This is a genomic window from Mycobacterium sp., assembly GCF_050701675.1.
In the GTDB taxonomy this organism is placed as follows: Bacteria; Actinomycetota; Actinomycetes; order Mycobacteriales; family Mycobacteriaceae; genus Mycobacterium.
The window spans coordinates 1-7,258 of sequence record NZ_JBOGDD010000172.1 but is presented as its reverse complement, the minus strand read 5'-3'; the positions used below and the strand labels follow the sequence as shown (position 1 = coordinate 7,258).

Annotated in this window: 5 protein-coding genes and 1 pseudogene; 3 read left to right on the top strand and 3 right to left on the bottom strand. The window is 65.7% G+C overall.

Features of this window, described 5'->3' with window-relative positions:
- Both ACRDUX_RS05110 and ACRDUX_RS05105 read left to right on the top strand, forming a co-directional pair.
- On the top strand, nt 1-433 hold a 433-nt coding region (locus ACRDUX_RS05110; RefSeq protein WP_526411636.1), incomplete at its 5' end, for an amidase family protein.
- Between the two features lie 14 nt (nt 434-447).
- Entirely contained in the window at nt 448-1,869 is a 1,422-nt protein-coding gene (locus ACRDUX_RS05105) for an amidase (RefSeq protein ID WP_526411634.1), read from the top strand.
- Here the strand turns inward: ACRDUX_RS05105 and ACRDUX_RS05100 are convergent.
- Nucleotides 1,859-2,782: an SDR family NAD(P)-dependent oxidoreductase gene (locus tag ACRDUX_RS05100; protein ID WP_526411638.1), complete on the bottom strand. Its 924-nt coding sequence runs from the start codon at nt 2,780-2,782 to the stop codon at nt 1,859-1,861. The two genes, ACRDUX_RS05105 and ACRDUX_RS05100, sit on opposite strands and share 11 nt — an antisense overlap.
- A 311-nt stretch (nt 2,783-3,093) precedes the next feature.
- Here ACRDUX_RS05100 and ACRDUX_RS05095 point away from each other — a divergent pair, with 311 nt between their 5' ends.
- Nucleotides 3,094-4,455: an adenylate/guanylate cyclase domain-containing protein gene (locus ACRDUX_RS05095; protein ID WP_526411632.1), complete on the top strand. Its 1,362-nt coding sequence runs from the start codon at nt 3,094-3,096 to the stop codon at nt 4,453-4,455.
- 46 nt (nt 4,456-4,501) lie between these two features.
- On the opposite strand, the pseudogene ACRDUX_RS05090 reads toward ACRDUX_RS05095, so the two are convergent.
- Both ACRDUX_RS05090 and ACRDUX_RS05085 read right to left on the bottom strand, forming a co-directional pair.
- Nucleotides 4,502-4,816, bottom strand: a pseudogene (locus ACRDUX_RS05090) (transglycosylase family protein); the annotation flags it as partial.
- 532 nt (nt 4,817-5,348) lie between these two features.
- Nucleotides 5,349-7,258 (bottom strand): SbcC/MukB-like Walker B domain-containing protein (locus ACRDUX_RS05085; RefSeq protein WP_526411631.1); only part of this gene is annotated, 1,910 nt, incomplete at its 5' end.

Below are 7,258 nucleotides of genomic sequence, written 5' to 3'. Positions count from 1 at the left end.
AGCGACGGCCGGTCGCGCAGACGATGAGCTCTTCACGATCGCCAAGGGGATGCGTGCCACTCCCGACACGCCCGTTGACGAGTACGTCCAGGCAGAACAGGCGGCCGAGCGGCTGAGGGACGGCTTCGCCGACTACTTCCAGCGCTACGACGCACTGGTCTGTCCCGTGCTGCCGATCCCAGCTCACGAGCATGGCGCAAGGGAATTCGTCATCAACGGCCAGACCGTGGACGCCACGTACATTCAGGGCGTTACCGTGCCCTTCAACGTGACCGGTCTGCCGGCATTGTCGATGAGGTTCGGCACCAGCGGGGACGGGCTACCCATCAACGTGCAAGTGGTGTCGAGCTGGCAGGCCGAATCGACCATCCTGCACCTGGCTTCGCTATTGGAAGCGGCAAGCCCCGTTCGCGACCTTCACCCGGACATCTAGCAGGAAGGGCAACCATGAACACCACGGACCCAATGCACTATCGGGATGCGACCACCCTGGCGGCGCTGATCGCGGCGAAACAGGTCTCCTCCCGCGAAGTCGTCCAGGCGCACCTGGACCGCATCGCCACGGTCAATCCGAAGATCAACGCCATCGTCACCCTGCGCGCCGACGACGCACTGCGGGATGCCACCACGGCCGACGAGGCCGTCGTCAACGGCGTCGAACTCGGTCCGCTGCACGGAGTTCCCTTCACCATCAAGGACGCCCTCGATACCGAGGGCATCCCGACCCAACGCGGCACCAAGCTGTTCGCCGGCTTCATCCCCGAGGCCGACGCCACCGCGGTGGCACGGTTCAAGGCGGCAGGCGGTATCCCCATCGCGAAGACCAACCTCCCCGAATTCTCGGCGTGGACCGAAACCGACAACCTCGTCACCGGCCGCACGAACAACCCTTGGAACCCGGACCGCACGCCGGGCGGATCCTCGGGCGGTGAGTCCGCGGCGATCGCGGCGGGCATGTCGCCGATCGGCATCGGAAGCGATGTCGCGATCTCCGTGCGGGGCCCAGCCGCGTTCACCGGGATCGCCGCCCTCAAGGCCACTCACGGCCGCATCCCCTTCACCGGACACTTCGCGCCGATGACCGCAGCCTGGTGGCACGTCGGGCCGATGGCCCGCACCGTTCGCGACGTCGCACTGGGTTACTCCATCCTGAGCGGACCGGACGGCATCGACGGTTATGCCGTCCACGCCAAGGAAATAGACTCCGCCCGCACGGGGGTGGCCGGACGGCCCATTCGTGTCGGCTGGGTATCCGACGACGCGTTCGGGCCGGTGGATCCCGAGATCACCGCCGCGGTCGCCACTGCCGCCGCGCAACTGTCCGATCTCGGATGCGAGGTCGAACGGGTCGGGGCGCCGTTCCTCAAGCAGGCCGATGCGTTCGGGACGCTCATGACGTTCGTCTACGGCGAATTGGCCCCCTACGTCAAGGCTTTGGCGGCCGGTCGCGAAGGCGAACTGTTCTCCACCGGTGCGGGCATCGTCGCGATGGAGGACCCCACCTTCGCCGAGGTTCATGCGGCGCGGGCGAAGCTGGAAGCGCTACGGTCGGCATTCGCCGGATACTTCGCGCACTTCGACGTGCTGCTGTGCCCGGTCAATCCCGTCACCGCCACGCCGCATGGGGCGCTGGAACTCGTCGTCGATGGTGTGACGGTGCCGTGGACTCATGTGATGGCGGCGACGTCACCGTTCAATCTGACTGGCCTGCCTGCACTCTCGGTGCCGTACGGGTTCAGCTCGGAGGAACTGCCGATCGGCATCCAACTCGTGTCGAAGTGGTTCGACGAGTCGACCATTCTGCGCCTGGGTGCACTGCTCGAACGCAACGGTGGCCTCGGCGATCGGCGCCCGCCGATCACGGGTTGACGGCGCCGGCACCCGCACCCGCGTCGATCACCAAGTCGCTCTCCCACCCACCGCTTGCGGCGACGGTTCGGGCGCGACGCACCCTGTTGATGGGCGCCTGAAACCTCTCGATGACGTCGAGGTAACCGGTCGGGGCTAGTCGGGCGAGGATGTCGAAGAGGTGCGCATCCAAGCCAACCAGGATGCGGGACTTGCCCGCCTCGACACCGCGGTGGATGATCTCCGCGGCCCTTTCCGGGGTCGTCATGGTGGTTGCCGCAAATTCGGCGACCATCTGCTGGTGCGTTGGGCCATTTCCGTCAGTGGTCGTCCGGACTCGCGCGTTTCGCACGATGTTGGTGTTGACCCCGCCGGGATGGACGTTGACGGCGGTCACCCCGGTGCCCCGCAGCTCCTGGCGCAGCGCATCGGTGAACCCGCGCACCGCGAACTTGGCTGAGCAATAGGCGCTTTGGTTGGGCATGCCGGCCAGGCCGAAGACGCTCGAGGTGTTGACGATCGCTCCCTCGTCCTGCTCGACGAGGATCGGTAGGAACGCCCGGGTTCCATTGACCACGCCGTGGAAGTTGATGTTCCACAACCATTGATCGTCGTCGGGATCGGCGTCGAGCACGGTGGACGCGAGATTGACTCCGGCATTGTTGAAGACGGCGCCCACCGCCGCCGGCGTCCAGTCCCGCACCTCCGCGGCGAAGGCCAGCTGCGCGTCCGCATCGCTGACGTCGAGAACCCGCGACAACACCGGCCCCGAGATGCTCGCCTCGGTTTCCTTCAATCCCCCCTCGTCGATGTCGGTGATCGCCACCGGGCTGCCGTGGTCGGCGAGCCGTAGGGCCAGACTGCGACCCATACCCGATGCGGCGCCGCTGATCACCGCAGTGCGGCCCCTGATGGTCCGTCTTGCCTTCGTCAACATTCCCCCCGCGTTCCAGTACATCTGTGACGAGTCGTGTAATCAACGACCTTGTCAAGCGACCGCGATCACGTCAAGCACAATCAGTCGCTGATTCAGTCCGCAATGACGTAAAGGTCTGTTCAAGGCCCATTGGTCGACGTCAGGCACAGTTTGCGCGACCTGCAGCTACCGCTGCTTGGTCCAACCACGTGTTGCTTGTCGTAGGGGCGGACCCACGACTGCCCGACGCGACCGTCGGACCCCGCGAGGGAGGCGCCGAAATGAGCGACACCGTCAGTTTTTGCTGGCATGCTTCATGGATGGCGGCCATGCCAGAGACCGTCTACGCGCGGGACCGGGGCGTCAACCTGGCGTACCAGGTCGTCGATGACGGCGGTCCCGACACGTTGTTCGTGCCCACTCCGAGGTTCCCCATCGACCTGATTTGGGACGACCCGACGGTGGCCCGCCACCTTCGCCGCCTCGCGTCGTTCGGCCGGCTGATCCTGACCGATCTGTTGGGGTTGGGCAGCTCCGATGCCGTGCCGATCAATGAGCGTCCTGCAATGCAGGCGTGGACGGACGGGCTGCTCGCGGTGCTCGACGCGTCAGACACCGAGTCGGCGGCGGTATTCGGAATGGCGGGCTCGGCGCTCCCGGCCATGCTCCTGGCCGCAAGCCACCCCGAGCGTGTGCGATCCCTCGTGTTGTGGAGTCCGTATGCCTGCTTCCTGCGCACGCCCGATCAGCCGTTCGCGATGCCCGAGCACACCTACCGCAAGATGCACGAGATCTTCGGCGAGGCCGCGGGGACCGGCGCGGCGACCGAGTTGCTCGCACCGAGCTGGAGCCATGACGCGGCGAAGCGGCGCTGGTATGGACGCGGTGAGCGACTGTCCGGGGGACCGGGCTACTTCAACGCGATCAGCGAGCTGTTTCAGCGCACTGACATGCGCTCGGTGCTCGACAGCATTCAGGCGCCGACGTTGGTACTGCACCGGCGAGGGGACCGTTATATCCCTGCGGGCCACGCCAAGTACGTCGCGGGCCGTATTCCGCACGCACGGCTGGTGGAGTTCGACGGCGACGACCACGAGTGGTTCGCAGGCGATTCCGACCGAGTGCTCGACGAGGTGGGTTCGTTTCTCACGGGCGGCAGCCGAGCCAGACCTACCAATCGGGTGTTGTCGACCGTGCTGTTCACCGACATCGTCGGATCAACGGCACGCGCAACGGCTTTGGGTGATGAGGCGTGGACGGAGATCCTCACCGCGCACAACCGAGCCGTCGGGGGGCAGGTGGTCGGGGCGCGCGGTACGGTCGTCAAGTTCACGGGCGACGGCGCACTCGCGACGTTCGACGGTCCAGCGCGGGCGATCATGTGCGCGTGCGCAATCCGGGACTCGGTGGCGAATCTCGGTCTCTCCGTTCGGGTCGGCCTGCACACGGGTGAGGTAGAGATGGTGGACGGCGACGTGCATGGCATTGCGGTGCACATCGCGGCGCGAATCATGGCGCTTGCCAGACCCGACGAGGTTCTCGTATCCGGCGCAGTCCCGCCGCTGGTGCTGGGGTCCGGGCTCGCGTTCGTCGACCGCGGCAGTCACGAACTGAAGGGCGTGACCGACCGATGGCCCGTGCTGGCGGTGAACGAAGCGCGCCGTCTAACCCGCGGGGAGGCCGTGGTCTGAGCGCACTGCCCGCCGAGACGCCTGGGACCGGCACGTACTGCGTGTCTCAGGCGAACGGATTGAGCACCAGCGTGCACAGACGAGGAAGATTGCCGATGGGAATCCAGCCGACCATGGCGCGGCATGTCCCCGCCGCCATGCCGACTGGGCCGCCACAGACTGGCCACGCTCCGATTCCCTGGGTCTGCAGGACGTTCCGCGCGACCCGGATCTGCTCTTCGCGGCTGGCGGCGGCAGGTGATCCGACACCTCCGTTGGCGGCCCACGTGGCCGGCGTGAACTGAAGTCCGCCGTAGAAGCCGTTTCCGGTGTTCGTGGCCCAGTTCCCGCCCGATTCGCATTGGGCCATTGCGTCCCAGTTGGGTTCAGCGCCGGCTAACGGCGCCACGGTCATTTGCGCCATTGCGATCGCACCGGCAGCCACTAGGACGGCGACAGTCTTTCGCATACTCATTTTCGATCCCTTCGCTGGATCGCGCGACGCGCAGGCACCGAATGGCCGGCGTGAGAGACGATCCTCAGCTCAAATCGTGATCTTGAGTTTACTGAAGTGGCCAGAGTTAAACGGGGAGAGTAGTGAGTCTAATTATATTCTCTGAGTCTATTTAATTCTCGTGCTTCTCACGAGGCCAGAGATGCCGCTGGTGCCAGCTGAGCAGGCCGGATCGATGCAGATCAGCCGCGGTTGACAACGCGAGACCGCGTCGCCGCCAGTGCTTTCCATCGATTAAGAGAATTCGATGGTCCAATACTCACATCGTTGTAACCAATGGGGTTATTGATCTAATTGTGATTAAAGGGGCAGATGTTAATTCGCGGGTATTTGGGGCGCATGTGACCACTGTGCTGTGAGTGGCCTGTGTGGCGCGACGAGGGGCCTCGCGGCCCGCACGTCAGACCGTTGCCGGCACCCGCGCTTGCACGCCGGAGGCACGCATCTCGTGGCGCAGCGTCGTGAAGTCCGAGATCGTCTTGGATGCCACGGTGGCGACTGGACGTGCGTTACGACCCGTGGCTTCGGTCTTGGACACCATGACCACACTGTCGATGTAGGGCTGGATCGTCGTGGCGTTCTGAACGGTGGCGACGATGACGAGCTGGAAGCCGAACTTGCGGAACGCCTGCAGTGCCTGCTGAGCAAACTGCGGATCGGACTTGGAGAACGCCTCATCGAGCATCAGCTGAGCGAATACCGGCTTGTTGTCGACACCTTCGGCGGCAGCCGGCATGGAGGACTGCGCGGGGCTTGCCAGGTTGAAGCTCAGTGCCCCGGCCAGGCAGAAGGCCATCAGCTTCTCCTGCTCGCCACCGGAGTTGTCACCGGCATTGCTGTGCGTGCGGATCAGCTCTTCGGTATGGGTGTCCCATTCGGCGCAGTCGAAGGTGAACCGGTTGCGGACGTCGAGGGCATCGCGCGTCCAGGCCTTGTCCTCGGGGGCCGTGGACGCCAGCCGGTTGCGCAGTAACAGGATGTCGGCGTACTGATCCAGGATCGCCTGCTTGTCGCCAAGCCCGACTTCGGCGATGCGCCGCGAGATGGCCTTGACGATGTCGGTGAGCTCGGCGACCGCCGTCAGGCTGCGTGGGGTGGCGCGCAGCGTCAACCGGGTGCCACGGTTGAACTCCACGGAGCCCAGACCGGTGTTGACCCTGGCGATCTGCTCGCTGATGCGCCGGGCTTCCTGCTCGGCCACCCGGTGCAGCGTCAGGATGGCATCAGGCGCCTGTTCGGTGACCAGCCGCATCATCCGCTCGTAGGCCTCGGGGAGCTCCCGCTCGTCGATGTGGCGGCACAACACCACGTAGTCGTGCACTCGTTCGTCGAACGCGTCGCTGTCATTGGGGATGGCGTCGGGGAACGCGGTGTCGAACGTGTTGAGAATGCGGGCGAGCTCATCGTATGAGCGCCTGCGGCTTTCGCGGAGGTGATCGCGCTCCCGGCGGATGGCGGTGAACACCGCCTCCCGGTGCGGTTCGGGGTTGAGCAACTCCAACGCCATCGGCACGTCTCCGGCGTAGCGGTTCAGTAGTTCGGTCAGCGGCTCGGATACGAACGCGGGAGCCAGCCGCTCCCGAAGCTCCAGTAGCCGGGTCCGACGACCGTCCAGGTCGTCGCGACGGGTCTGAATGCCACCGCGGCGGGTCATCAGTGTCTGGATCTCCTCCCAGCACTGATCGGCGCGCTCATTGAGCGCCTCGATGTCGGGGTGCTCGGCCAGTAGCAGCTCGTACTGTTCGCGCAGGCGGTCGGCATGCCCATCGGCGGTCTCGGTGTCGATCTGGTTCCACTGCGGGAACTGCTCGCAGATCGCCTTGCATGCCGCGGCCCGGTCCCGCCACCGCTGGCGTTCGGCGGCGATGTCGTCGGCTGCCCGCCGCGCTTGCTGATATGCCTCTTCGGTATTGGCGAGATCGACGGTCAGCGCATCGATCTTGGCGGCGACGTCACCCTGGTAGATGTAGTCGGCCTGCTTGAGTGGCCGCCGGTCGTCCTTGATCGCCAGTCGGTCGGAGTCCTTGTACAGCCCGGTGTCGGTGACCGCCCGCCGGAACCGGGAAAACACGTCGGGGGTGTCGACGCAGACGTGGTCGCCTGCCGCGGCGATGACGTCGGCGGCCTCGGCAGCGCAGACGTGCGTCGGGTCGACCACGAACAGCTTGCCTGCCAACGTGTTCGGCTCGGCGGTCGCGCCGCTCGCGGACGAGCGGACGTGATGCAGCTGCAGCCGTCCGCCCATGTTCGTCTCGTTGACGAACCGCAGCACCGCCCCGTAATGGCTGTCGGGCACCAGCAGCCGTAGAC